Annotated in this window: 22 protein-coding genes and 1 pseudogene; 5 read left to right on the top strand and 18 right to left on the bottom strand. The window is 71.2% G+C overall.

The genetic code is table 11. The features are described 5' to 3' along the window. Positions 1 to 17: 17 nt before the first annotated feature. Positions 18 to 1,604: an FAD-dependent thymidylate synthase gene (locus HY049_10445; protein MBI3449319.1), complete on the bottom strand. Its 1,587-nt coding sequence runs from the start codon at positions 1,602 to 1,604 to the stop codon at positions 18 to 20. Positions 1,605 to 1,628: 24 nt separating this feature from the next. Here HY049_10445 and HY049_10440 point away from each other — a divergent pair, with 24 nt between their 5' ends. Both HY049_10440 and HY049_10435 read left to right on the top strand, forming a co-directional pair. Continuing rightward, positions 1,629 to 2,456 carry an ABC transporter substrate-binding protein gene (locus HY049_10440; protein ID MBI3449318.1) on the top strand — a complete coding sequence of 276 codons (828 nt, stop codon included), beginning with the start codon at positions 1,629 to 1,631 and terminating at the stop codon, positions 2,454 to 2,456. A 5-nt stretch (positions 2,457 to 2,461) separates the two neighbouring features. Further along, positions 2,462 to 3,562, top strand: a complete 1,101-nt coding sequence (locus HY049_10435) for an aminomethyl transferase family protein (GenBank protein ID MBI3449317.1) — start codon at positions 2,462 to 2,464, stop codon at positions 3,560 to 3,562. Positions 3,563 to 3,688: 126 nt separating this feature from the next. Here HY049_10435 and queF read toward each other — a convergent pair whose 3' ends face one another. The 6 genes and pseudogenes from queF to HY049_10405 form a co-directional block, all read right to left on the bottom strand. Continuing rightward, positions 3,689 to 4,045 (bottom strand): NADPH-dependent 7-cyano-7-deazaguanine reductase QueF, encoded by a 357-nt coding sequence (queF, locus tag HY049_10430; protein ID MBI3449316.1) that lies wholly within the window; start codon positions 4,043 to 4,045, stop codon positions 3,689 to 3,691. Positions 4,046 to 4,049: 4 nt separating this feature from the next. Beyond that, positions 4,050 to 4,367, bottom strand: a complete 318-nt coding sequence (locus HY049_10425; GenBank protein ID MBI3449315.1) for a cupin domain-containing protein — start codon at positions 4,365 to 4,367, stop codon at positions 4,050 to 4,052. 149 nt (positions 4,368 to 4,516) lie between these two features. Further along, positions 4,517 to 5,569 (bottom strand): annotated as a pseudogene (gene mqnC, locus HY049_10420) (dehypoxanthine futalosine cyclase). Continuing rightward, positions 5,566 to 6,705, bottom strand: coding sequence for an aminofutalosine synthase MqnE (gene mqnE / locus HY049_10415; GenBank protein ID MBI3449314.1), 1,140 nt, complete (start codon positions 6,703 to 6,705; stop codon positions 5,566 to 5,568). The pseudogene mqnC and the gene mqnE overlap by 4 nt, the downstream one beginning before the upstream one ends. Before the next feature lie 125 nt (positions 6,706 to 6,830). Next, on the bottom strand, positions 6,831 to 7,397 hold the full coding sequence (locus HY049_10410; protein MBI3449313.1) for a nuclear transport factor 2 family protein: 567 nt from the start codon (positions 7,395 to 7,397) through the stop codon (positions 6,831 to 6,833). 5 nt (positions 7,398 to 7,402) lie between these two features. Then, positions 7,403 to 8,845: a menaquinone biosynthesis decarboxylase gene (locus HY049_10405; GenBank protein MBI3449312.1), complete on the bottom strand. Its 1,443-nt coding sequence runs from the start codon at positions 8,843 to 8,845 to the stop codon at positions 7,403 to 7,405. Positions 8,846 to 8,904: 59 nt separating this feature from the next. Here HY049_10405 and HY049_10400 point away from each other — a divergent pair, with 59 nt between their 5' ends. From HY049_10400 to HY049_10390, 3 genes are read left to right on the top strand one after another with little or no spacing between them, the layout of a single operon-like run. Next, positions 8,905 to 10,185 (top strand): aminoacetone oxidase family FAD-binding enzyme, encoded by a 1,281-nt coding sequence (locus HY049_10400; GenBank protein MBI3449311.1) that lies wholly within the window; start codon positions 8,905 to 8,907, stop codon positions 10,183 to 10,185. Between the two features lie 5 nt (positions 10,186 to 10,190). Continuing rightward, a complete protein-coding gene (locus HY049_10395; GenBank protein ID MBI3449310.1) occupies positions 10,191 to 11,438 on the top strand; it encodes a hypothetical protein in 1,248 nt (415 codons plus the stop codon). Further along, entirely contained in the window at positions 11,435 to 12,142 is a 708-nt protein-coding gene (locus HY049_10390; protein ID MBI3449309.1) for an ABC transporter ATP-binding protein, read from the top strand. The genes HY049_10395 and HY049_10390 overlap by 4 nt, the downstream gene beginning before the upstream one ends. A 7-nt stretch (positions 12,143 to 12,149) precedes the next feature. Here the strand turns inward: HY049_10390 and HY049_10385 are convergent, their stop codons facing one another. The 11 genes from HY049_10385 to HY049_10335 form a co-directional block, all read right to left on the bottom strand. Then, positions 12,150 to 12,482 carry a hypothetical protein gene (locus HY049_10385; protein ID MBI3449308.1) on the bottom strand — a complete coding sequence of 111 codons (333 nt, stop codon included), beginning with the start codon at positions 12,480 to 12,482 and terminating at the stop codon, positions 12,150 to 12,152. 3 nt (positions 12,483 to 12,485) lie between these two features. Then, a complete protein-coding gene (locus HY049_10380; GenBank protein MBI3449307.1) occupies positions 12,486 to 13,463 on the bottom strand; it encodes an SRPBCC family protein in 978 nt (325 codons plus the stop codon). Continuing rightward, positions 13,460 to 14,545 carry a YndJ family transporter gene (yndJ, locus tag HY049_10375; protein MBI3449306.1) on the bottom strand — a complete coding sequence of 362 codons (1,086 nt, stop codon included), beginning with the start codon at positions 14,543 to 14,545 and terminating at the stop codon, positions 13,460 to 13,462. The genes HY049_10380 and yndJ overlap by 4 nt, the downstream gene beginning before the upstream one ends. Before the next feature lie 14 nt (positions 14,546 to 14,559). Continuing rightward, positions 14,560 to 14,967: a hypothetical protein gene (locus HY049_10370; protein ID MBI3449305.1), complete on the bottom strand. Its 408-nt coding sequence runs from the start codon at positions 14,965 to 14,967 to the stop codon at positions 14,560 to 14,562. Next, entirely contained in the window at positions 14,967 to 15,332 is a 366-nt protein-coding gene (locus HY049_10365) for a DUF393 domain-containing protein (protein ID MBI3449304.1), read from the bottom strand. Before HY049_10365 ends, HY049_10370 begins: the two co-directional genes overlap by 1 nt. 59 nt (positions 15,333 to 15,391) lie before the next feature. Next, positions 15,392 to 15,868 (bottom strand): MarR family transcriptional regulator, encoded by a 477-nt coding sequence (locus tag HY049_10360; protein MBI3449303.1) that lies wholly within the window; start codon positions 15,866 to 15,868, stop codon positions 15,392 to 15,394. 103 nt (positions 15,869 to 15,971) lie between these two features. After that, positions 15,972 to 16,871 (bottom strand): trypsin-like peptidase domain-containing protein, encoded by a 900-nt coding sequence (locus tag HY049_10355; protein MBI3449302.1) that lies wholly within the window; start codon positions 16,869 to 16,871, stop codon positions 15,972 to 15,974. Between the two features lie 7 nt (positions 16,872 to 16,878). Then, positions 16,879 to 17,775: a trypsin-like peptidase domain-containing protein gene (locus tag HY049_10350; protein ID MBI3449301.1), complete on the bottom strand. Its 897-nt coding sequence runs from the start codon at positions 17,773 to 17,775 to the stop codon at positions 16,879 to 16,881. Positions 17,776 to 17,900: 125 nt separating this feature from the next. After that, positions 17,901 to 18,494, bottom strand: coding sequence for a response regulator transcription factor (locus HY049_10345; protein MBI3449300.1), 594 nt, complete (start codon positions 18,492 to 18,494; stop codon positions 17,901 to 17,903). Between the two features lie 41 nt (positions 18,495 to 18,535). Next, positions 18,536 to 19,825, bottom strand: a complete 1,290-nt coding sequence (locus tag HY049_10340) for a GAF domain-containing protein (protein MBI3449299.1) — start codon at positions 19,823 to 19,825, stop codon at positions 18,536 to 18,538. 46 nt (positions 19,826 to 19,871) lie between these two features. Beyond that, positions 19,872 to 20,436: hypothetical protein (locus HY049_10335; protein ID MBI3449298.1), on the bottom strand; the 565-nt coding region annotated here is incomplete at its 5' end.

Raw genomic sequence — 20,436 nt, 5'->3', positions numbered from 1 at the left:
TCAGATGACCTTCGGGGTCAGATGACCCTCGCGTACTGATCGAGTGAGAACGTCCAGACGCGCTCGCCGCAGAAGCGCTTCCCCTCGGGGCAGATCGGGTACGACTTCGCCATCTTGCGGAGGGTGCACGGCGGGAGGAGGTAGCGCCCGATGAGCGGGTTGACCTCGGCGATCTGCTGCGTCTCCTCGAGGCTCGCGCGCCAGATCTCCTCCTGCGCGTTGTAGCAGAGGCGCATCGCCATCTTGTGGCGGAGGTTCAGCAGATCGCTCGACTCGGTGAAGCGCACCGCCGCCGCGTTGGGGAGGAGGTAGAGGGCCATCTCGTCGTCGACCCCCAGCTTCCTGAGCTTCGCGATCCCCTCCCACGATCTCTCCATGATCGCGCGGTACGGGGCGCGCGCTTCCTCCTCGGCCTCGATCACCGCCGGCGTCAGGTAGTCGGGCTCACCGCTGAAGTGCGCCGCGAGGATCGGGCGCGACCCCGGCGTCATGCGGTGCCGCTGGTTCTGCGAGTCGGCGGTGTGGCTGAGGCGCTTCCTGAAGGTGTAGTGCGCGTGGAAGAGGGCGCGCGAGAGCTTCGTGTGCGTCGTCGAGTTCAGCGTCTCGCCGAGCCAGGTGTTCCTCGAGGGATCGAGCGCGAGGGCGATCGCCTCCTCGTCCCCCATCCGGTCGCAGGAGAGGCCGAAGATCTCCCGCACCGATCGGGCGAGGGTCTCCTGGTTGCGCCCCGGCCAGTCGACGAGCTTCGAGAGGCGTCCCCCGAGGTCGTCGTCGAACTCCCGGAGGAATCGCTCCCGCTCGCCGTTGACCGGGAGGGTCGCGTGGAAGACCTGGTACTCGATCGTCTCCTCCGGCGGGATCGGCTGCTCGAGGATGGCGCGGTAGGCGGGCTCCCGCGCGAGGAGCTCTCGGACCATCTTCTCGAGGACGATTTTCTGCTCGAGCGGCGTGTCGAACTGGCCGCACGTGCGGTAGTAGCGCAGGAGCGTGAGGCCGCTGACGGTGTGGTACAGGTAGGCGAAGGTCGCGACGGGGAGGACGTAGCGCGCCGACTCCTGCGCCTTCTTCCGGATGTCCTTCTTCCACGTCTCCGGGTGCCTTCCCCGCGCGGGGAAGCGCGCGAAGTACTCGCGCTCCACGCGCGGCACGAGCCTCGAGGTGAGCGCGGCGTAGGCCTCGTTCTGCGCCGCGACGGTGTCGTGGTAGACGGCGAGGGCGTCGGGCGCAAGGGGCGGCACGGCGTACGATCCCGGCTTCACCGCGACGTAGCGCTGGCTGACCTGCTCGGAGTTGTAGAAGGGGTGGCTGTGGAGGAACGACCAGATGAAGTGCCGGCTCACGTTCGAGAGGGCGAACTGGAAGTGCGCGTGCTGGAGCGTCGTGTGGTGCCCGGCCCTGTAGATGTCCTGCGCGAGCCGATCGCGGGCCGACTCCTTCTCCGCGCGCCCGGCCGCGTCGAGCCCCGGCTGTCCCGAGACGTCGTCCTCGGTCACGATCCCCTTCGCCGAGTAGCACGTCCGGGCGGTGGCGACCGCGTTGTCGAACGGGCGCGCGAACGCGTTGGTGATCTGGACCTTCGGCTCGGGAGACAGGAACGACCGCATGGGAGGCGAGTATATAATGACGCCATGCAGAAACTACTCCTGGGCCACAGCCCCGATCCCGACGACGCGTTCATGTTCTACCCGCTCCTCAGCGGCAAGATTCCGTGCGAGGGGTTCGAGTTCGAGCAAGTTCTCGAGGGGATCGAGACGCTCAACCGCCGCGCGCTGAAGCGCGAGATCGAGGTGACGGCCGCGAGCGTTCACGCGTGCGCGCTGCTGGGGAAGTCGTACAAGATCCTCGACTGCGGCGCGAGCGTCGGAGACGGGTACGGGCCGATCGTGGTCTCGCGAACCCCGATGACGGTGAAGGAGCTGGTCAACGTCGAGGTCCTCGTCCCCGGCATCCTCACGACCGCGTTCCTCGCGCTGCGTCTGGCCGCGGGGCGGTTCCGTCCGAAAGTGGCCCCCTTCGATCAGATCCCGGGCGAGGTGCTCGCCGGGAAGGCCGAGGCCGGGCTGCTCATCCACGAGGGGCAGCTCACGTACGCCGCGATGGGCCTGCACAAAGTCGCCGATCTCGGAGTGTGGTGGCAGGAGAAGACCGGGCTGCCGCTCCCCCTCGGCGTCAACGTCGCCCGCGCGGATCTGGGGGACGCGACCATCAAGAAGATCCACGAGGCGCTCAAGAAGAGCATCGAGTGGGCGCTGGGGCACCGCGCGGAGGCGCTCGCCCACGCGGGGGGGTTCGGCCGCGGCATCGACGCCGACACGACCGACCGGTTCGTCTCGATGTACGTCAACGAGTGGACCATCTCGCTCGGCAAGCGCGGCCGCCTGGCGATCGAGCGGCTGATCGGCGACGGCCGCGACGCCGGCGTCATCCCCGACGGCGACGGCCCCGTCTTCGCGTGAGCGGCATGGATCGCACGCCCCTGTACGAGGCCCTGAGGGAGTCCCACGCCGCCTTCGGCGAGGTCGACGGCTGGGAGCTGCCGCGCGTCTTCACCAACATCAAGGCCGAGTACCTCTCCGGGAAAGGGACGGTCGCCGCGATCGACAGGAGCCACTGGGGGCGGCTGCGCCTCACGGGGGCGAACCGGCTCGATCTCCTGCACCGCATCACGACGAACGACGTGAAGGGCCTCCCCGCCGGGCACGGCGCCGAGACGGTGATGTGCACCGACAAGGGGCGCATCATCGATCGCCTCACGCTCCACGCCGACACCGAGAGCACGTGGATCGTCACCTCGCCGAACATGGCGGAGGAGATCAAGGCCCTCATCGAGAAGGTGCGCTTCCGCGACGACGTGCAGATCGAGGACCTCACCCACAAGACGGCGATGATCACGCTCTTCGGCCCCGCGTCGTCGCGGATGCTCGAGTGGGTGTCGCGCGATCAGGTCCACGGCCTCGCCCCGCACGCCTGGAAGCGGCTGACGATCGCCGGCGTGCCGGCCGCGACGGCCCGGCTCACCGCCTGCATCGGCGGCGACGGGTTCAATCTCATGGTCGACGAGTCCGGGGCGGGGGTGGTCTGGAAGGAGATCTTCGCCGAGGGAGGATCCTACGGCCTGAACCCGATGGGGAGCGAGGCGCACGAGATGCTCCGCGTCGAGTTCGGAGTCCCCGCGCACGGGCGCGAGCTGACCGACGAGTTCAACCCCCTCGAGGCGCGCCTCGACGCGGCCATCCACTGGTCGAAGGGGTGCTATACCGGCCAGGAGGTCATCGCCCGCCTCGACTCGCGGCACAAGGTGCAGCGGTTCCTCGTCGGGCTCCTCATCGATCAGGGGGGTGTCCCCGAGCCGCGCGCCCGGATCTTCGTGGGCAAGAACGAGGTGGGGCTCGTCACGAGCGTCGTCCCCAGCCTCGAGATGAGGCGCATCATCGCGCTCGGCTACGTCCGCAACGAGCACAGCGAGCCGGGGACCCGCCTCGAGATCCACTCAGGCGGCGCCGTCCTGGGGGCCGCGGTCAGCGCGCTCCCCTTCAAGCCCGCCGCCCCCGCCGCGGCCTGAGCACCGGCCGGCGCTCTCCTCTCGAGTCCCGTGCACCTTTAATAGCCTGGCTCGCTATTAAAGAATTCGGCGGAAACTTTAATAACGACTGGGACTCGACCTGGCACCTGGAGGTGTTCGGCTCGCCTACGTCGCCGGATGCTTCGCCGTCACGACGGTGTGGATGCCGCCCCTCACGTTGAAGTCGCCGACGACCGTCGCCTCGCGCGGCGCGATCGCCGCGACGAGGTCGTCGAGAATCCGGTTCGTGACGGCCTCGTGGAAGGCCCCCTCGTCGCGGTACGACCAGAGGTAGAGCTTCAGGCTCTTCAGTTCCACGCACAGCCGATCGGGGACGTAGCGGATGCGGATCGTCGCGAAGTCGGGCTGACCCGTCATCGGGCAGACGCAGGTGAACTCGGGGCAGTCGAAGGCGATCTCGTAGGGGCGATCGGGCTTCGGGTTCGGGAAGGTCTCGAGCTTCTTCGAAGGATTCGAGGGCATGGGCTCAGGGCCTCGGCGCCATGAAGACGAGGAGCGTCGCGCGACCCGGCCCGAGGTTCTCGACGGAGTGCTCGGCCCCTGACGGCACGTGGGCGACGACCCCCTCACCGATGGTCGCGTTCTCGTCGCCAATCGTGACGCGCACCGTGCCGCTCACGACGCAGTAGATCTTGTCGGCCCCCTCGTGCGTGTGGGGCTTCTGGCTCTGTCCGGGCTCGAGGCCGTATACGTCGCAGAAGAAGCGCTCGGTCCCGAAGAGGTTCGTCTTCGCCAGCTTCTCTTTCGAGAAGCGCGCCTCGGCGGCGATCGTCTTGATGGGCATCGCCGCGCCTACTGCGTCGCTCCCTGGCCGGGGAGCGCGGGCGCTGCGGCCTGCGCACCGGCCGCCTGCGCCGCGAGAGCGGCCGCGCGGGCCCGGTGTCGCCCCCAGCGCGCGTCGATCTCGTCGCGCGAAGGGGCGGGGCGCAGGGTGTAGTTCGTGTCGCGGGGGATGGCCGTGAACCCGGCGTCCTCGATCAGCCGGATCATTTCGGGAAGATCCATCGTGTGCGTGCCGCCGGCGGCCGACACGACGTTTTCCTCGAGGACCGTCGAGCCGAAGTCGTTCACGCCGAATCGGAGGGCGATCTGCGCGATCTTCGGCCCCTGCGTGACCCACGATGCCTGGAAGTTACGGACGTTGTCGAGGAAGAGCCGCGCGACGGCGTTCGTCCTGAGGTAATCGAACCCGGAGGCGCGCTTCATCGACGACAGCTCCGTCGCGTCGGGGATGAAGGACCAGGGGATGAAGGAGTTGAACCCCCCCGTCTCGTCCTGGAGATCGCGGACCCTCACGAGGTGCTCGACGCGCTGCTCCGGAGTCTCGACGCTCCCGTACATCATCGTGGACGAGGTGCGGATGCCGATGCGGTGGCACGTGCGCATCACCTCGATCCAGTCGTCGCTCGTGTCCTTGAGCGGGGAGATCTCCTTCCGCACGGCGTCGCTGAGGATCTCGCCGCCCGCGCCGGGGAGGGTGTCGAGCCCCGCGTCGCGCAGCCGCGAGAGCGTCTCCTCCAGCGAGAGGCTCGAGATCTTCGCGATGTACGTCGCCTCGACGGGGGAGAGGGCGTGGAGGTGCACGTCCCAGTTCGTCTTGATCCAGCGAAACGTGTCGAGGTAGTAGTCGAGCTTGAGCTGCGGGTTGACCCCTCCCTGGAAGAGGACCTCGCGCCCCCCCACGTCGACGAGGGCCTGGATCTTTTCGCCGAGCTGATCGCGCGTGAGGACGTACCCCTCGGGATCGCCCGGAGGGCGGTAGAACGCGCAGAACTTGCAGCGGACCCAGCAGACGTTCGTGTAGTTCAGGTTGCGGCCGACGACGTACGTGACGATCGGCTCGGGATGCATCCGCCACCGCACCATGTCGGCGAGGGCGCCGAGGGCGGGGAGGTCGGGATGGTCGAAGAGGAAGAGCGCGTCGCCGGCCGTGAGCCGTTCCCGCGCCTGGACCCGGCCTGCGATCTCGAGGAATCGATCGCTCACGCCACGGCCCCCTGCGCCGCTTCGCGCCAGATGATCCGATAGAGAGGATCGCGCTCGACGGGCTCGCGCCCGGCCTCCTTCACCAGATCCACGAGCTCGTTGCGCGTCAGCGCCTGCGGCGTCCGCGCGCCGGCGGCGTGCGTGATCTCCTCCCTGAGGATCGTCCCGTCGATGTCGTCGGCGCCGTACCAGAGCGTGAGCTGCGAGACGGGGGGCGTGACCATGATCCAGAACGACTTCACGTGCTCGAAGTTGTCGAGCATCAGCCGCGAGATCGCGATCTGCTTCAGGTCGAGCAGCCCCGAGGTCGGCGGGAGCTGCGCCATCTCGGTGTTCTCGGGATGGAAGGCCAGCGGGATGAACGTCAGGAAGCCGTTCGTCTCGTCCTGGAGATCGCGGAGCTTCAGGAGGTGCTCGACGCGCTCCGCCGCGGTCTCGATGTGGCCGTAGAGCATCGTGGCGTTGCTCCGGAGCCCGGCGAGGTGCGCCGCGCGCGCCCAGTCGAGCCACTCCGCGGGGCTGAGCTTCAGCGGGAAGATCTCCCGGTGCACGCGGTCCGAGAGGACCTCCGCGCCGCCGCCGGGGAGCGAGCCGAGCCCAGCGGCCTTCAGGTCGGCGAAGACCTCCTCGCGAGGCTTCCTCGCGACGCGCGCGATCTCGGCCAGCTCGATCATCGTGAAGGCCTTCACCGTCACCGCCGGCCGCGTCTCCTTCACCGCCCGCACGATGTCGAGGTAGTACTCGTAGGGAAGGCGGGGGTTGATCCCCGCGACCATGTGGATCTCGGTGACCGGCTCTTCCATCTGCTCGAGGACGCGCTGCCTCACGTCGTCGGGCCACAGGACGTACCCCGAGGGATCCTTCGCGCGGACGTAGAAGGCGCAGAAGGAGCAGTCCTTGTTGCAGATGTTCGTGTAGTTGATGTGCTGGTTGCGGACGAAGTAGCAGAGGTTCCCGCTCTTGCGCTCGCGAACGAGGTTCGCCATGTAGCCGAGCGCGTTCACGTCGTGGCAGGCGGAAAGCGCGAGCCCATCGTCACCCGTCAGGCGTGTCCCGTCCAGGACTTTCCGGTAGATGGACGAGAGGCCGGCCCGATCGAGGGCGGGTTCGAAAAGAGCTGGAGACGGGCGCGGCATCGCGGGCACCTCGGGACGGGTCATGGCCGGGGGCGGAGCGGGGCGGGATCGTAACCCAGGATGGGTGGGGCGTCCAGCCTGCGTCGCCCGCGCGCGGCGCCCGAGGTCGGGCGCCGGATCGCATGCTAGGGCGTGGTCCGGGCGGGAGAGGCCGAAGAGGCCGCCGGAGCCGGCAGCGGCATCTCCTGCTCGAAGATGAGGCGCCAGCCTCCCTGGCGGCGGGCCCAGATCGTGGTGAAGCGGTACCGCCCCGAGATGTCCTGGTCCCCGTAGAATTCCTTGAGGGCGGCGTCCTGGTTGAGGAGGACCAGCCCGAACGCGAGGCGCCTCACGGTGGACGACTCCACGTGGCAGTCGACGAGTCTCACTTTCGGGAACTCGGCCTTCAACTCGTCGAAGTCCCATTCCATTCCCGGCGCGGAGCCGAGGTAGTCCGGCGCCACGAGGCGCGCGAGAGCCGGCCAGTCCCCTCGCTTGTAGATGGCGGTGAGCTGGTCGGCAAGCGCGAGGACCTCCGCGCGCGATGCGGGAGCCAACTCCGCCGGGAAGCGCGGGGTTCTCCCCGTGACGGCCGGCGCGTCGTGAGAGGTTCCGCCGGGTGCGGCGTCGCCACGCTCCACGGCGACCCCCGCTCGAGCCATGGAAAACGAACAGGCGGCGACGAGCAGGCAACCAATCAGCGCTCTTCTCACGTTTCCTAGACCCCCGCCTTCCCGCAGATCTCCCGCGCCCGCTTCAGGATCTCCTCCGGATGCTTCAGAATCTCCGGCCACTCGCCGGGGAACCCCTCCTCCACCGTCTTCCGCGTCGCGTCGATCCCCATCTTGCCGCCGAAGGCCGGCGTCGCCACGGCGAAGTCGAGGACGTCCATCGGCCCCTCGGTCAGGAAGACGTCGCGCTTCGGATCGACGTGCGTCCCCGCGCGCCACATCACCTCGCCGGGGTTCTGCACGTCGCAGTCGTCGTCCACCACGACGATGACCTTGCTGAACATCATCTGGCCGAGCCCCCAGAGCGCGTGGGCGACCTTGCGGGCGTGGCCGGGGTAGCGCTTGCGGATCGAGACGAGGACGAGGTTGTGGAAGATCCCCTCGACGGGGAGGTTCATGTCCACGACCTCGGGGAGAACCTTCCGGATCATCGGGAGGAAGAGGCGCACCGTCGCGCGGCCTATCGGCCCATCTTCCTGTGGAGGCGGCCCGACGATGATCGTGTGGTAGATCGGATCGCGCCGGCGCGTGACGGCGGTCAGGTGGAAGACCGGGTACGGGTCGGGGAGGGAGTAGTAGCCCGTGTGATCCCCGAAGGGCCCCTCCATCCGCCGCTCCTTCGGCTCGCAGTACCCCTCCAGCACGATCTGCGAGCTCGCCGGGATCTCGAGGTCGACGCTCACCGCCCGGCAGACCTCGGCGCTCTCCTTGCGCACGAACCCCGCCAGCATCAGCTCGTCGAGCTCGGGGGGGAGGGGAGCCGACGCCGCGTAGATGACCGACGGCTCGGGGCCGAGGCAGATGGCGACGTCGAGGCGCTTCCCGAGAGACTCCGCGACGCGGTAGTGCTCGGCCGCCCCCTTGTGGCGCTGCCAGTGCATGCCGATCGTCCTGTCGTCGAAGACCTGGAGCCGGTACAGGCCGAGGTTGCGCGTCTCGCGCTCGGGGTGCTTCGTCACGACGATGGGGAAGGTGATGTACGGCCCGCCGTCCCCGGGCCAGCACTTGAGGATGGGAATGCCGGCGAGCGTCGGATTCTTCGTCTCGACGATCTCCTGGCACGGGGGCTTCGAGATCAGCTTCGCCTTCAGCGCCGTGAGGCGCGCGAGGCGGGGGAGGGCCTGGAGCTTCCCCATCATCCCCTCGGGGATCGCAGGCTCGAGGTACGAGGCGATGTCGGCGGCGAGGGCGTCGATCGACGGCGTCTCGAGGGCGAGCGCCATCCTCTTCTCCGTTCCGAAGAGGTTGATGGCGAGCGGCATCGATGCGCCGCGCACGTTCGTGAAGAGGAGGGCCGGCCCCCCCTTTTTGATCACGCGGTCGGCGATCGCGGCGATCTCGAGATCGGCGCTCACGTCGTCGCGGATCTCGGTCAGCTCGCCCTCGCGTCTCAGGCGATCGAGAAACGACTGGAGGTCTTTGTAGGCCATGGCGGCGAGGATACACGGAGCCGCGAAGGCAGGCTAGATGCTCCGCTAGAATGGCGCTCATGTCCCGCGCCGCACCGCCGCTCGACCGAGTCGACGTCGCCGTCATCGGCGCGGGGGCGGCGGGGCTCATGGCCGCGATCCAGGCCGGGCGCTCGGGATCCGTGGGAACCGCCCGCCGCATCGTCCTCCTCGAGAGCGCGCGCCGGCCCGGCGCGAAGATCCTCGTCGCCGGCGGCGGCCGGTGCAACGTCACGCACCACGCCGTCGACGAGCGCGACTTCGCCGGGTCGACCCCCGCGGCCATCCGCAAGGTCCTTCGTCGTTTCGATGTGCCGGCCACGATCGAGTTCTTCCGCGAGATCGGCGTCGAGATGAAGCGCGAGGAGACGGGAAAGCTCTTCCCCGTCACCGATGACGCGGCGACGGTCCTCGAGGCGCTCCTCCGCGCGGCGGGAGAGGCCGGTGCGGAGCTCCGCGCGGGGTGCCGCGTCGAGAATGTCCGGCGCGAAGGCGACGCCTTCCGGATCACGGGGGCGTGGGGGGCGATCGAGGCCGCCCGCGTCGTCCTCTCCACGGGAGGACGGAGCCTGCCGAAGTCGGGATCCGACGGGCACGGGTTCGAGATCGCGAGGTCGCTCGGCCACTCGGTCACCGACGTCGTGACACCGGCTCTCGTCCCACTGACGCTGCGCTCCGGCCACTTCGTCACGCGCCTCCCCGGCCTCGCGACCGACGCGACGCTGACGCTTCGCGGCGGGACGGGAAGGACGATGGTCTCCGTCACCGGCCCGGCCCTCTGCACGCACTTCGGCCTCTCCGGGCCGGCGGTCCTCGACATCAGCCGCCACTACCTCCACGCGATCGCCGAAGATCCCGCCGCGACCATCTCCGTGAGCTGGCTGCCGGGCGAGACGGCGGAGTCGATCGACGCAGCGCTCATGGGGCTGGCCGCGTCGAGCGCCGGTCGGTTTCTCTCGGCGCGCCTGCCGGAGCGGCTGGCGCGGGCGCTGTGCGATGACGCGGGGGTCGATCCGTCGGCGCCCGGGCGCGCGATGACGCGCGAGAGGCGCCGCGCGCTCGCCGGCGCGGTGACGGCGACCCCGCTCCCGATCACCGGGGACCGCGGCTACACGCACGCGGAGGCGACGGCCGGCGGCGTGCCCCTCGCCGAGCTGAAGCTCGACACGATGGAGTCGCGCATCTGTCCCGGGCTGCACCTGTGCGGGGAGATCTGCGACGTGGACGGGCGGATCGGCGGATTCAACTTCCAGTGGGCCTGGTCGAGCGGGTACGTCGCGGGGATCGCGGTTGCGCCGTCACCCGTCGCCGGGGCACGATGAGGGGGATGTCGGGCGTCGGCGCGATCCTCCGCTTCCACCTCGGCGTCGGTGTGCGCCTGGCGTCGCACGCGGCCGCGCCGCTCGTGGGCGTCGCCGTGGCGTGGGTGGGGCTCGCGGAGTTCCCCGGCGACGTCCTCGCCGCGGTCGCGCAGGGGCTCGCGGCCCCGGGATCGGATCCGGCGGCGAGCTGGACCTTCGCGGTGGTCCTCCTCGCCCTGGCGACGTGGGCCGCCCCCCGCGTCACGACCGGGCTCGGCGGATGGATCCGCCATCTCCCCGCGAGCGCGACCAGCCACCGGCGCGCGGCGCTCCTCGCTCTCGCGGCGTCGCAGCTCCCCGCGGTCGTCGCCTCCGCTCTCCTCGCCGGCGGGCTCGTCGTCTTCGGGCATCCCGTCTCCCTCGCGAAGCTCGCGGCCATCCCGCTCCTCGCCTTCGGCGCCGCCACCGTCGCCCTTCCGGTGCGCCGGCGCGCGCTCGCGTCGGCGCTCGGCGCGGCGGCAATCCTTCTCGCCCTCTCGCCGGGCTGGATGACGCTTCCCGCGGCGCTCGCCGCGCTCGCCGCCGCCGATCGGCTCTCCGGCTCGATCGCGCCGCCCGCCCTCGCGCGCCGCCGGCGGACGTTCGCTCGCGCCCCCCTCCTCGCGGTCATCGCATGGCGAGCCGTCGGTTTCCGCACCGCCACGGCGCTCGCGATCCCCATCATGGTCCTGGGCCTCGCGGCCCTCTTTCTCGCGAACAACGCCGTGACGCCGGCCGTCGCGTCCGGGGCGGTGAGGTTCGGCGGCCTCCTTGCCGCGGCGATTCTCATGTCCGGGGTCGCCGCCGAGATGGGCTTGCGGCGGCCGGTCTGGCCCTGGGCGCGTTCGCTTCCGTGGAGCTCGAGCCGCCGCGTCGCCGCCGATGCCCTCTTCCTCGGAGTCCCCGCGCTTCCTCTCGTGCTCGTCGCCGCGGTGCTCGATCCGCCCGCCGCGCTCGCCGTCCTCGCGACGACGCCCCTCCTTGCGCTGCGCGCCGCGAGCGCGCTGCGCCGCGCTCAGAGCCTCCGCATCGGCGCGATGGGGGTCATCCTCGTCGAGGGGTTCGTCGTCGCGGGGCTCGCGGGGCTCGTCCCGTGGGGGGCGCTCCTCTTCGCCGCGGCGACGCCGCTCGCGCTGCGGGCCGCGGCGAGAGCCGAGCGCGAGCTGCCGGTCAGCCGGTGGATCGCGCTCCACCACGCGGCCGCCGGCGATCCCCTCTCGTGGAGCGCGAAGTGATCCGCCTCCGGGGGGCGCGCTTCGCCTACGGCGCGGGGGAGCCGATCCTCGACGGCGTCGATCTCGATCTCGGCGCCGGCCTCACGCTCCTCCTCGGGCCGAACGGCTGCGGGAAGAGCACGCTCCTCCGAATCGCCGCCGGCGTCGAGATGCCCCAGGCCGGGCGCGTCGACGTCGCCGGGCACGATCTCTGGGCCGACGAGGTCGCCGCGCGCCGGGATCTGGCCTACGTGCCCGAGCAGCCCGACCTCACGCCGTACGCGACGCTCTCGGAGATCCTGACCCTCGTCTGCCGCCTGCGGGGCGCGCCGCTCGACCGGGCCGCAGCCGCGCTCGCCACCGTGGGGCTCCCGCGCCTCGGCGGCCGCTCGGTGCGGGAGCTGTCGATGGGTCAGCGCCGGCGGGCCGTCCTCGCCGCGGCCATGATCGGCGCGCCGAAGATCGTTCTCCTCGACGAGCCCCTGGAGACGCTCGATCGCGCCATGCGCGACGAGGTCCTCGCCTGGGTTCGCTCGCTCCTCGCCGCCTCCGCCTCGGTCGTCGTGGTGACCCACGACATCGAGCCCTTCGCCGCGTCCGCCTCGCGCGCCGTCACCGTGCGCGGCGGCCGGGCGCTCGTGCACGATCCGCTTCCGGCCGACCCCGCCGCGCGCATGGCGCTCCTCGAGGCGATGGCGCGGGGGACGAGTTCCCCCGCGCATTGATCGCGTCTCAGCACGTGCCGTTCCTAGAGCCGATGAAGTGGCCGAGCGTCAGTCCGATGATCGCCAGCGCCGACACGAGCCCGATCAGGCCGCGCTGGATCAGTGCGGCGATGTCGGCGAAGTGCACCGCCCCGTCGGGGCTGGGATTGATGTACAGCGCGAAGATCATCGGCGCCAGCACGAGGACGACCGCCGAGAAGCCGGCCCAGAATTCCGCGCGCTCCCGCGTGCCGCACAGGTCCGTCAGCACGGCGACGAGAGACCGCCGCAGGTAGGCGGTGACCGCGACGGCGATTGCGAGCGTGAGGGCGATGCCGATCAGGTTCGTCGTGTCTTTCATGGGTCATCCTCCTGTCTCGAGAAGGCGATCCCGCTCCGCGAGGACGGCGACGTGCCGCAGGACCCTCCGCTGGATCGCGTGGATGATGGCGTCGCCCCAGAGGCGCCAGTACCTCTCGGGGACCATGTTCGTCCGGTACCAGGTCCGCCCCACGAGCCTCGTGCGTCCTCCGGCGAGTGGCTGGAGCTCGAAATGCCCGCGGGTGGCCTCGAGGTAGCCGTCGAGATGGGGCGGCCTCGCCCCGCGCCAGAGGGTCATCTCCCGCATGGGATCGGGCTGTGACGCCACGGCGTAGGTGAGCGCTCTCGGCGGATCCCAGACCTCGATCGGCTCCCGCATGTCCCCCGTCGTGAAGCGGCAGATGCGGACGGCGCCCACCCTCCCCTCGGGGAGGGTCGCCTCGAGCGGCGCCGCGATGCCGGCCCGGAAGAGCCACTCGTGCGGAGGCCCAATCTGAGGAAAGGCGACGAGGCGCCGCCACACCAGCTCGGGAGGCGCCGCGACGATGATCTCCGTCTCGACCGGAGCCGGCGGCACGCCGGCGCCGAGGCCGGCGTGATCCGCGAGCAGGGAGAGCGGGAGCATCGCGATCGCGCCGCCGACGGTCCGCTTTCGACCGCGCGGCTCATCGAGATCGCACGCCACGCCAAGAGCCGCCCCGATGAGGGCGCCGACGAGAACGCCGAGAAGAACGAGAGGCGCCGCCATGAGCAGGCAGAAGAACCCTTCCACGGCGAATGCGATGAGGACCGCGCCCGCGAGCGCCATCGCGCACAGCGCGGCCGCGAAGGGTCCGCTCCGCGACGGTCCATGGAAGCTCGCGAAGAGCACGGCGGAAACGATGCCGCAGACGATCGGCGCCGCGAGGAAGAGGGCCACGCCGTACGCTCCCAGGACGGTGACGCTGATCGCCATGGAGCCGATGCCGAGGAGGGCCCCCGCGGCTCCCGCCGACCAGGCGGCGCGCGCGTAGGACATCATCGACTCTCCTTTCCTGGCGCGAAGCCGTCGGCCCGGCGGGCATCGGCGGTTCCTCCGCCCGCGTGGCGCGCCGCCAGCGCGAGCGCGGCGAGACCGCACAGGACGAAGCCGACGCCATTCGCCACCCCGTGCCACCGCGCCATCTGCGGGATCGAGATCCGCGAGGACTCGAGCGCCTCGCCGGCCGCGTAGAGCGCGGCGAGGGCCATTCCGCCGAGCGCCGACGCCGACGAGATGGCGAGGAGCGCGCGCGGCAGGAACGCCGGAAGCCTCGAGAGCGACGTGAGCGCGATCGCCGCGACCACGGCGTGGCCGGCCGTCACGAGGAGAGCCCCGGTCAGCTTGAGCCGGGGCGCGGCGAACACCCACCCCGCCGCGAGAACCACGGGGCCGGAGAGGATGGCCGTCGCGGCGAGACGGAAGGCCGCCGCGCGCGCGCCGCGCTGACCTGGATCGACGTGCGCAAGGCGTCCGACGCCGGCGGCGACGATGGGCGCGAGGGCTGCGGTGAAGTGGAAGTGAACGGCCGTCAGCAGGACGATCGGCTCGACGAATCCCATGGGGCGGATGCCGGCGCGCGTCTGGAGGAGGAAGGCCGCCCCCACCGGCAGGAACAGGAGCCCGGCGCTGGCGCAGAGCGCCGGCGGGTCGCCCGCCGCGCGGCGGACGAAGGCGCCGGGGGCGAGGAGGGCGGATCGGAGATCGCGGGCGGCGTCGCCGGGAGTCGCTCCGAGGCCGGTGAGCGCGGTCATGGCGGCGAACGCGAGCCACGGAAGCGTGAGGATTCCCGCGGCTCGTCCGGGCTCGATCCGGAACGAGACCACCACCAGCGCCGCCGCGAACGGCTGCCATCGCGCCGCCGCGCCGAAGAGTCGGGATTCGCCCGGGAAGGAAGACGCGCCGCCCGCGACGATCATCGCGAGCGGCACGGCAACGAGCGGGGCCAGGAGAAAGAGAACTTCGATGGCTCCAAGCCCCGGCCGGGGGATGCCGGTCAGGCCGGCGACGGCGATGGCCCCCCACTCGAAGAGGCCGAACGCCGCGCTCCACGCGATCCAGCGTCTTGAATCCCGAAGGTCCATGCGGCCATCTCCTTTCAGAAGGACGCGCCACTCGCCGCCGCACCGAACACGAGCGCGAGGTAGGCGGCGGCGGAAAGGAACGCGGCGTCCAGGAGGCGGTGAGCCCGCCTGAGCTTCGCGTCGTAGTACGCGACGTGCACGACAATCCTCGTCAACCAGAAGAGAGAGAGGAACCCGCTCAGCGCGCGGCCGAGCGGGCTGGCGCCGGCCAGTTCGGGCGCGAACGCGAAGCAGAGCGCCGTGAATCCGACGAGCATCCCCACGATGTAGAGCCAGTGGACCGTGAAGACCTGCCGGAGGATCGGCGGGACGCCGGCCATGTGCGTCCGCACTTCCAGGATTCGCGCGAGAGGGGCGTTCGCGAGAGCGATCGCGAGGTGAATCGCCCCCGCGGTCCACAGGAGCGGGATCATGGTGGTCATCACGAGACCTCCTTCCGGGCGCACGAGCCGCCGAGGGCGTGCCGGTGCGCGGCGAACCAGCGATAGGCGGCCGCGAAGAGCGGGCGGACGCCGGGGAGGGCGAGGCAACGGGCGACGATCGACAACCCTCGCGTGCGCGCCGCAACGTAGAGCAGCGCGTCGGCGCCGCCGAGCCGCGTCCCGCCGGACGTGAGCACGCGCATCTCCTTCAGGAGTTCACCGTCGGGCAGCCCCAGGATTCGGCCCGATTCCGCGCCCTGGAGCGGGACGAGGCGGAACCCCCGCGACTCCAGGCGGAGTCGCAGCCGGGCCGCGAGACAGGAGCAAACGCCGCAGTCCGCGTCGAAGCCTATTATGTCTGACATTTCAGTATTCACAGAAACAACCTCGCACAAAAAAGGAGGCGCGCCGGCGCCTCCGGTATTCACTTCCCGAGGAGCTTCCGGACCTTTCCCTTCAGCCCGATGAACCCCTTCAGGGCTCCCGCGGGGATGGAGCGGAACTCCTGGTAGCAGCCGGTCATGGTCTCGAAGAACTCCTTCATCCGGACGAGGCGCTCCTTCGTGTGCGCGTCGACATGGCCGCCGGCGCCGGCCTCCTCGACGCAGGCCCTCAGAAGGTCGAGCGTCGGGTCGATCTCCCGGCGCTTGCGCTGCTCGAGGATCACCTGGAACATCTCCCAGACGTCCTTCATCGAGTCGAAGTGATCGCGCCGATCCCCCATCACGTGCACCACGCGGACGATCCCCCAACCCTGCAGCTCGCGAAGGCTGGTGCTGACGTTGGAGCGGGCGACGCCGAGGGTCTCGGCGATCTCGTCGGCGGGGAGGGGGCGGGGCGAAAGGTACAGGAGGGCGTGGATTTGGGCGACGGTCCGGTTGACCCCCCAGCGGGTCCCCATCTCGCCCCAGTGGAGTACGAACTTCTGCGGAACGGGCGCCAGTCGGGCCAAGGGATTCTCCTTTTTCTGTCGTAACAGAATATACGGACAGAATAGGAGCGTGTCAAGGGGGAGCCGCCGGCCTCACCACGAAGTCCGAGAGCGCCCCTCCCGCGCGGATCACGCGGAGGCTCAGGTCGCCGGCGTCGCCGAGGACGAGGCGGCGCTGGAGATCGTCCACGCTCTCGACCTTTTCGCCGCTCGCCGCGACGATGCGGTCGCCGCGCCTCAGCCCGGCCGCGTCGGCGGGGGCCCCCGAGGCGACCTCGACGATGCGGATCGCCCGGGACGAGCCGGTCGCGCGCGCGAAGTAGCCCTCGAGGTCCTCGCCGCGCGCGGCGATGCCGAGGTACGGGCGCTCGACCCGCCCCTTGCGGATGAGAACCGACGCCACCCACGTCGCGGTGCGCGCGGGGATCGCGAAGCCGATCCCCTGCGCGTAGGGGACGATGGCCGTGTTGATCCCGATCGCGGTCCCGTCGGCGTCGAGGAGGGGCCCGCCGGAGTTCCCGGGGTTGATGGCGGCGTCGGTCTGGATGAGACCTTCGAAGGGGGCGCCCCGCCCCGTGGGCAGCGTCCGGTCGAGGGCGCTCACGACGCCGAGGCTGACCGAGCGATCGAAATGAAGGGGGTTGCCGACGGCGACGACGATCTCGCCGACGCGGGGCTTCCGATCGTCGGCGAGGGGGAGGGAGGGGAGGCCGCCGCCGGCAATCCTGAGCACGGCGAGGTCGGTGGGCGGGTCGGCGCCGGCCAGCTCGGCGCGCGCGTCGCCCCCCGCGCGCAGCGTGACGCGGAGATCGGCCGCGCCGGCGACGACGTGGGCGTTCGTCACGACGTAGCCGTCGGGCGCGATCAGGAAGCCCGTCCCCTGCGCGCGCCGGTGCTCGACGCCGACGACCGCGGGGACGGCCCGGGCGATCAGCTCCCGGAGCTCGTCCGCGAACCGCCGCAGGAGGCTCATGGCCGCGTCAGCAGCCGCGCGCGCCGAGGGCGACCGACGTCTCCTCGAGGCGCCCGGCCCTCAGGATTCTCACCGAGGCCTTCGTCCCCGCGCGGCGCGCGCCGAGGAGGCCGAGGAGGTCTCCCATGCGCGCGACGCGCGCGCCGTCGAGGCCGACGAGGACGTCGCCGAGGAGGAGTCCCGCCTCGGCGGCAGGGCTCTCGGGCTGCACGCCGAAGACCAGGAGCCCGGACGGCTGCTGCAGGGAGGAGGCGACGGCATCGGGGAGGCGGACCGTCTGGCACGTGACGCCGAGGAACCCGCGCTCCGGCCGACCCGTCGCGAGGATCTCCGCGACGGCCCGCCTCAACGTGGATGCCGGCAGCGTGACGGAGGCGCCTCGGACGAGGGCCGCGGTGTTCATGCCGAGGAAGCGCCCCGAGAGATCGACGAGCGGACCTCCCGAGAAGCCGTGACGCCCCGCGCCGTCGGCCTGCACGTAGCGATCGACGCGCCCCCCGGCGTACGTCGTCCACGCGTCGCCGATCGCGCCGAGGATCCCGAGGCTCGCGCGGACCGTGCGCCCCGGACGCGCGAGGGCCACCGCGAGATGCCCGACCCTGAGGCCGTCGGTCTCGGCCCAGCTGCCGGGCTGGAGCGACGGCGCGCTCGATCTGAGAAGGGCGAGATCGATCGCCGGGTCGCGGCCGATGAGCTCGGCGGGGGCCGTCGTCCCGTCCGCGAGGCCGAGCGTGATCGAGCCTTCGTGATCGATCGCGTGATCGGCGGTGACGAGGACGCCTTGGGCCCAGACGGTTCCGGAGAGGGGGGCGCCGCCGCGCCCTTCGACGCGGACGATGGCGGTGCCGCACGAGTCGACGACGGCGGCGATGGAATCGGAAAGCTCCTGGTGGGACGCGGGCATGGGGTGATCTCCTTTCGGCCCCGAATCTACGCGCCGGCCCGGGCCCCCCACAACGGCCGAAGGGCGTGATTCGGGCCTGTCCCTACGGACAGCTCCCGACGCGGAGCTCCCGACGCGGCCCATCGTCAGATCGAGACGAGGCCGAGGCGGGCGGCCCTCACCACCGCCTCGGTGCGGGTGCGCGCGCCGAGCTTGCCGAGGATCGCGCTCACGTGGAACTTCGCCGTCCGCTCGCTGATGAAGAGGCGCTCGCCGATCTCGCGGCTCGGCAGGCCGAGCGCGAGGAGCTGAAGGACCTCGATCTCGCGGCGCGTGAGGCGGCTCCCCTCGGCGTGCGGCGTCCCCACGGGGCGCAACAGCGCGGCGGCGAGGGGCTCGTCGATGACGACCAGGCCGCGCGCGATCGAGCGAAGGGCCGCGGCGAGACGCGGGGCCGGCGCGTCCCTGAGGATCACGCCGCGGGCGCCGGATGCCAGCGCCTCGAGGGCGCCGGCGTCGCCCGCGACGGAGCCGAGGATCGGGAGATCCGGCGCCGCGTCGGGGGAGAGCGGCGTCGCGCTGACGGCGTCCGATCCGAGATCCCAGAGAACGACGTCCGGAGTGTGGGTGGCGATCGTCACCCCCCGCTCGCCGTGGAGCCGGGCGGCGAGGGCCTCGCGCGCGAGAGGGTCGTCGGCGAGAATCAGGACCCTCAGGGGGAAGAGTGGGGGCTCGGGCATGGGCCGCGCCCAGTAGGACCCGCGCCCGGGCGTGGCAAGGCTCAGCTCGCGGCGTCAATCTCGGTGAAGGTCTCGAGCTGGGCGAAGCCCGTGTCCCGGGGGATCGGGCGGGCGGTCCACCGCAGCCGCTTGGCGCGGGGGGAGCGCATCTCGAAGGTCTCGCGCCCCGAGTAGGGGCCGGCGGGATCGACGCGCACGCGCCGCAGGAAGTCGTCGGGGACGTCGAAGAAGGGGGCGAGCCTGCTCATGAAGGCGTCGCGGGTGGCGCCGGGCTCGAGCGCGAGCGGCCGCTCGAAGAGATCGTCGAAGGCCGGGCTCGCGTAGAGGACCGCCCCTCCCGCACCGACGAGGAGGACCGCGCTGTCGATGTAGCCGAGGACCGTCTTCACGTCGTCGGGGGTGTGGGAGATCGTGCGCCGCCACGCCTTCGATCGCATCTCGAGCTCGCCGGCGACGCGGCGCGCGAGGAGGGCGAGGACCTCCACCTCCGACGCGCTGATCGCGAGAGGCTTCGAGTCGACGATGCAGAGCGTGCCGAGGACGTCCCCGCCCGGCGTGACGAGCGGTGCGCCGGCGTAGCTCCCGATGACGCCCGCCTTCACGAGGGGGTTCGACGAGAAGTACGGGTGCGAGGCCGCGTCGGGGACGACGAGGGGCTCCTTCCCCTGGACGACGTGGCGGCAGAAGGCCCACTCCTTCGGCGTGCCCCGCGCGGCGAGGGCCTCCCCCTCGAGGCCGAAGTAGGCCTTGAACCACTGGCGGTCGTCGAGGATCAGCGAGACGAGCGCGACCGGCACGTGGAAGGCCTCGGCCGTCTTGCGCGCGAGCCCCTGGAGCGCCTCGTCGGGGGGGAGATCGTCCACGATCTGCATCGAGTCGAGGTGGGCGAGCCGCGTCGACTCGATGGCGGCCATCGCCTTCTGGATCTCCTCGGCCGGTATCTCCGCCGTCGTCTGGCCGGAGAGAACCGCCCCGAGCGTCGCGCCCACCAGGTCGTCGCTGAGCGAATGGGGGAGGATCGCCTGGATCGCGAGATGGGACTTGAGCGTCTCGGCGGCGGTGCGCAGCTCGCGGAAGGCGGAGACGACGACGGCGGGGGGCTGATTCCGGGGCGAGAGCTTCTTCGCCTCGCGCAGGACCGCGAAGCCGTCGGCGCCGGGGAGGGAGAGATCGGTGACGATGATCGCGGGGACGCCGCGTGTCTTCAGGGCGTCTATCGCCTCGAGGCCGTCACGGGCGAGGACGGGATCGAGGCCGCGCGCCCGCACGATGCCCGCGTAGCGGGCCGCGCGCCCGGGGTCGAAGTCGGCGATGAGAGCGTAGCTGGGCATGAAGGTGCCCCGATTCTCACGCGCCGGCGCGCGGAAAAGCAAGCGGTCAGTGCGGGCTGCACGGTGCCGCGGCGAAGCTGCGCGTCGCGGGGGGCTGCTTCTGGCCGAGGTCGCTCTCGAGCGCGCCGTTGTCGGCGGCGACGAGGTAGTACGCGCTCCCGGCCGGCGCGTTGAAGGTCGCGCCGTTCGACGGCTCGAAGCACGAGTCGGCGCCGTTCAATCCCGTCGCCGAGAAGATCGCGTGGTTCGTGAACGGCCTGGTGAGAGATCCCTGGTAGATGTTGTACCGCAGCGCGCAGGCGTTCGCCTGCCACCCGAGGATCACGTGCACGCCGTCGTAGGCGATCGTCACCGGGGTCGTCCCGGCGAGGCCGTCGCCGACCTGGGAGGGCGGCGTCGCGAGGTCGGTCGCGCCGGCCCCGGTCGTCGCGGCGCTCGAGGCGCAGCCGTTCGTGTAGCGGACAGTGTACGTGTACGCGGTGCCGACGGCGGCGCTGGTGTCGGTGCACGCCGTCGTGCCGTAGGGGATCGCGCCGCCGCACCCGCCCGAGGCGACCGGCGTCCCGCTCCGGAGGACGGTGTACGTGCGCGCGCCGACCGCCCCGTCGTTC

Source organism: Acidobacteriota bacterium (assembly GCA_016195325.1).
GTDB lineage: Bacteria > Acidobacteriota > Polarisedimenticolia > JACPZX01 > JACPZX01 > JACPZX01.
This window is presented reverse-complemented; position numbering and strand designations above follow the sequence as displayed.

Excerpts from the sequence above, each read along its gene's own strand:
- HY049_10445 (MBI3449319.1), bottom strand. The coding sequence starts at position 1,604 with ATGCGGTCGTTCCTGTCTCCCGAGCCGAAGGTCCAGATCACCAACGCG.
- HY049_10440 (MBI3449318.1), top strand. The coding sequence starts at position 1,629 with ATGCAGAAACTACTCCTGGGCCACAGCCCCGATCCCGACGACGCGTTC.
- HY049_10435 (MBI3449317.1), top strand. The coding sequence starts at position 2,462 with ATGGATCGCACGCCCCTGTACGAGGCCCTGAGGGAGTCCCACGCCGCC.
- queF (MBI3449316.1), bottom strand. The coding sequence starts at position 4,045 with ATGCCCTCGAATCCTTCGAAGAAGCTCGAGACCTTCCCGAACCCGAAG.
- HY049_10425 (MBI3449315.1), bottom strand. The coding sequence starts at position 4,367 with ATGCCCATCAAGACGATCGCCGCCGAGGCGCGCTTCTCGAAAGAGAAG.
- mqnE (MBI3449314.1), bottom strand. The coding sequence starts at position 6,705 with ATGCCGCGCCCGTCTCCAGCTCTTTTCGAACCCGCCCTCGATCGGGCC.
- HY049_10405 (MBI3449312.1), bottom strand. The coding sequence starts at position 8,845 with ATGGCCTACAAAGACCTCCAGTCGTTTCTCGATCGCCTGAGACGCGAG.
- HY049_10400 (MBI3449311.1), top strand. The coding sequence starts at position 8,905 with ATGTCCCGCGCCGCACCGCCGCTCGACCGAGTCGACGTCGCCGTCATC.
- HY049_10395 (MBI3449310.1), top strand. The coding sequence starts at position 10,191 with ATGTCGGGCGTCGGCGCGATCCTCCGCTTCCACCTCGGCGTCGGTGTG.
- HY049_10385 (MBI3449308.1), bottom strand. The coding sequence starts at position 12,482 with ATGAAAGACACGACGAACCTGATCGGCATCGCCCTCACGCTCGCAATC.
- HY049_10380 (MBI3449307.1), bottom strand. The coding sequence starts at position 13,463 with ATGATGTCCTACGCGCGCGCCGCCTGGTCGGCGGGAGCCGCGGGGGCC.
- yndJ (MBI3449306.1), bottom strand. The coding sequence starts at position 14,545 with ATGGACCTTCGGGATTCAAGACGCTGGATCGCGTGGAGCGCGGCGTTC.
- HY049_10370 (MBI3449305.1), bottom strand. The coding sequence starts at position 14,967 with ATGACCACCATGATCCCGCTCCTGTGGACCGCGGGGGCGATTCACCTC.
- HY049_10365 (MBI3449304.1), bottom strand. The coding sequence starts at position 15,332 with ATGTCAGACATAATAGGCTTCGACGCGGACTGCGGCGTTTGCTCCTGT.
- HY049_10360 (MBI3449303.1), bottom strand. The coding sequence starts at position 15,868 with ATGGGGACCCGCTGGGGGGTCAACCGGACCGTCGCCCAAATCCACGCC.
- HY049_10355 (MBI3449302.1), bottom strand. The coding sequence starts at position 16,871 with ATGAGCCTCCTGCGGCGGTTCGCGGACGAGCTCCGGGAGCTGATCGCC.
- HY049_10350 (MBI3449301.1), bottom strand. The coding sequence starts at position 17,775 with ATGCCCGCGTCCCACCAGGAGCTTTCCGATTCCATCGCCGCCGTCGTC.
- HY049_10345 (MBI3449300.1), bottom strand. The coding sequence starts at position 18,494 with ATGCCCGAGCCCCCACTCTTCCCCCTGAGGGTCCTGATTCTCGCCGAC.
- HY049_10340 (MBI3449299.1), bottom strand. The coding sequence starts at position 19,825 with ATGCCCAGCTACGCTCTCATCGCCGACTTCGACCCCGGGCGCGCGGCC.